The organism is Pseudomonas sp. WSY_20 (assembly GCF_043104335.1).
GTDB lineage: Bacteria > Pseudomonadota > Gammaproteobacteria > Pseudomonadales > Pseudomonadaceae > Aquipseudomonas > Aquipseudomonas parafulva_B.
This window is the reverse complement of sequence record NZ_JBICKP010000027.1, coordinates 1-3,329: the sequence shown is the minus strand read 5'-3', so window position 1 is coordinate 3,329 and position 3,329 is coordinate 1. Positions and strand designations below refer to the sequence as shown.

General features: G+C 63.6%; 2 protein-coding genes and 1 pseudogene. All 3 read right to left on the bottom strand.

What is annotated here, in order from left to right; translation table 11 throughout:
• Window positions 1–1,265, bottom strand: a 1,265-nt coding sequence (gene tssK / locus ACF8E5_RS08495) for a type VI secretion system baseplate subunit TssK (RefSeq protein ID WP_392475148.1), incomplete at its 3' end; no start/stop codon positions are given.
• A gap of 94 nt (window positions 1,266–1,359) precedes the next feature.
• Complete coding sequence (locus ACF8E5_RS08490; protein ID WP_392475147.1) at window positions 1,360–2,280, bottom strand: PoNe immunity protein domain-containing protein; 921 nt, start codon at window positions 2,278–2,280, stop codon at window positions 1,360–1,362.
• Window positions 2,281–2,426: 146 nt separating this feature from the next.
• A pseudogene (locus ACF8E5_RS08485) lies at window positions 2,427–3,329 on the bottom strand (hypothetical protein); the annotation flags it as partial.

Sequence of the window (3,329 nt, the reverse complement as noted above, 5' to 3'; positions counted from 1 at the left end):
GCGGCCTCGCGCATCATCTGCCAGTTGGCGTGGCTGCGGTCGAGCTGGAAGTAGCTGAAGCCGGAGTGGAACGGCAGGTGGCGCGGCGCGACGGGCAGCGGGGTGAGCGGGATGCCGGGCAGTTGCAGGTTGATGAGTTCGCTGAGTTTTTCCTGCGAGGCGACCTTGGCCTGCTGGAGGAATTGCTGGCGCAGTTTTTCCAGCGGCATGCGGGCGCGCACGGCGAGGATGAAGTCGGCGTCGTCGAGCAGGCGGCGGTCGTGCACGGCGGCGGTGAGGGTGCCGTACTGCTGCTTGATGATCGGCAGCGAGACGGCGCGCGGTTGCAGGACGGTGCTGAGGACGCGGCGCAGGGTTTCTTCCAGGCGGCGGAAGGATTCACGCAGGTTGTCGTGCTGGTAGGCCGGGTACTCTTCCGGCAGGCGGCCGTCGTCGGTGAAGGTCACCAGTTCGCCGCAAGCCTGGCTGAAGGCGATATAGAGCTGCTCGGGGTGCACGTGCTGGCGGCGCGACAGGTGCAGGAACAGCGGGTGCAGGCGGTTGAGGGCCTGCAGCAGGTTGAAGTCGGTGACGTCGGCCACGCCGGATTGGCTGGGCGAGCCGATACGCTCGGCGATGCTGCGGGCACGTTCGCGCATCAGGCTGGCGGTTTCGCTGAGGAAGCGCCCCAGCGGCGGCACGGCGGACAGCGAGACGCTGGTGGGGTAGAAGTGTTCGTCGAGCACCAGGCTGCCGTCCGGGCGCTTGTCGAGGATGTGGCACAGGGCGATGCCGGTGAAGGCGCTGCGGTCGTCCCGCTCCAGGGTCAGTTGCAGGTTGGGGATGGCCAGATCCAGGCGGATGTGGTCGCCTTCTTCGCTGTGGGTGTCCCTGGCTTCCTCGGCGTGCGCGATGTAGCGGGCGTTGGCGTAGGTGTCGGGCCATTGCACTTCCAGCACGCCGTCGGATCTGAGCGGCAGGGTCAGGTAGACCACCTGGCCGGCGCTGGTGGCGTCGGCGATGGTCAGGGGCGCGGGCGGCGGCTGGTCGATGGGGATGTTGAAGACCGTGCCGTCGGGCATGACGCCCTGGGCCCTGACGATGGCGATCTTGCCGAAGCTCAGGTACTCGTGGTTCAGCTCCAGCACGCTGAAGCCGTACAGGTGTTCGCTGACGGCGTTGATGCGCTGGTTGGCGTGGTGCTCCAGCGCGCGCGCCTGTTGTTGGAAGTGCTGTGGCTTGACGAACAAGCCTTCGCTCCAGATGACAGAGTTCCTTGATGTCATTTCGTCGGTCTCGGTTTCGGCTGGCGGTAGCGCTCTTCGGTGATGGCGACCGCTTTGTCGTGGAGGGTGAGGTGTGCGTTGCGCGGGGATGTAGTCATGGCACGTGATCCCCGATCTGGTTATCGGCCCACTGCCAGAGAGTCAGGCCCTTGCTGGTTTCACTGGGGATCTCGGGGAATACCTCATCCTGGGCGAACTGACGGCGCGAGCCGTGTTGGGCCAGGGTGAACCAGTAGCCGGCGCGCGGGCAGGGCTGGCCGGCGTAGGTGGGCGGCGGCACCGATGGCGTAGCGGGTGTGGCCGGCAGGTTACGGGCAAAGTCCGCCAGGTCGCGGGGGTAAAACGGCATATCGCGGTAGCTGCTGTCATCAATCTCCAACAGCCAGGTGACGGCGGCGGCCTCCCAGGCCCAATAGCCATAGAAAGAAACATCCGACTCTCCATGCAGGTCGGTATAGGGTTCGCGGCGGCTGGCGTGATACCACTCGTCCAGGTACTTGGTCATAAGCGTCGGGCGCTTCTCGGGCGTGGCGTCGAAGACCTTGAACAGCTTACGGTAGGGCAAATGGCGGGTGGCGGTATCCGGCGGGGTGCCACGGCCGGGGGCGAAGGGCGCGACCAGGCGTTCGAGCAGGCCGTCGCGGATGCCCAGCTCCACGTTGGCGAAATCGAGGATCGCCATGACCCTTGGCATCTGCGCGGCATGGCCGCTGAGCAGGCCGAAGCAGACCAGACGCAGGGCGACGATCCAGTATTCGTTGCCCTTGAGATAGACATGCGGCATGACTCGGCCGTTGGCATCGGGCGTCTGCAGGTAGGCTTCCTGAAAGCCGGCGTATTCCTCGGCCCAGACCAGGGCATGGGGCCAGACTTCGGCGAAGGCTTCCACCGGCGCGCCAGCGGAGTATTGCAGGCTGAGCCAGTTCAGCACGTCCCATAGTCGCCGTCGTGTGGAGGTCATCAAACCACCGGGTTTTGCCTTGTCTCGGTACTTCGGCAAGTCGGTAGTGATCATGGCAACGCCACTTAATGCTTCTTCAAACAATTCGCTGTACCGGAAGTAGCGTAAGTGCGGTTCGCGACGCTGCTCAAAACATGTGGCTGGAACCTGCCAGGTGGCCCAATATTTCCAGTCGATGGGATGGAGCGCTTGCATATCGATCAGCCTATGAGGATATCGGTGGGGATGACGAATTCGGTGCCGATCTGGTGGCTGGCCTGACCCTTGGCACAGCGGGGACTGGTCTTGCCCTTGCGCCTGTCGTGTAGGTTGTGATTGGCACCGACCACAGTAATTACACTGCGGTCGTAGGGGCACTTGACCAACTGTTTCTGTGGAGTGCCTTCATCCAGGGAAATGGTCGAACCCAATTTGAAGTGAACACGTTCCCAAGCCCTTGTTTTCCGGAGCAAGTCACTATGCTCGGCAACGATCTCTGCCTTATCTATCCTGGCAGCTACCCAGCGATGACTGAGTTGGCGGCCATCCTTTGTGTCGCCAAGGTTATTCCCTAGACGGCTTTCATCCTCCTCCCCCATATAGGCATCTAGACCATAGCGCAGCGCCTCGAAGACACGCTTCGGGGTTTCCAGCCGGTGCATGCCTTTTCCCGTGCCCTTGGTATCGCTGACCCGGTAGCCCAGGGGCAATCGGCTGCCATGCCAGACATGGTCGATACCCTGATGTCCTCCCGGCAGATCGCCGTCGGGCTGCTTCATCTCGTACAGGCGAGCGTTCTTGTTGATCTTCGAGCGATTCTTCTGGCGCTTGACGAAGAAGTAGTCGGCGATATGTTCACCCGATACGCCGATTTCACGGCGATTGCGGCGGCTGCGCTGGCTCTGCCGTTGTTGCGCGCTGACCTGGCCCTGGCGTGGTATGGCCGTGCCGCTGGAGTTGGTGGGGATATCGCGGTTGGCCGGGGCCGAGGCTGCGGGTGTGGATGAGGCGGCCGGGGTCTGGCTGGTGGTGTTGGTACTTTGCTGGGCCGGCTTGCCTGCGTTGCCGCCACTGGATGCCGGAGCCGATAAGCCGGGCGGCGACTGGCGCGGCGTGTCGGCATG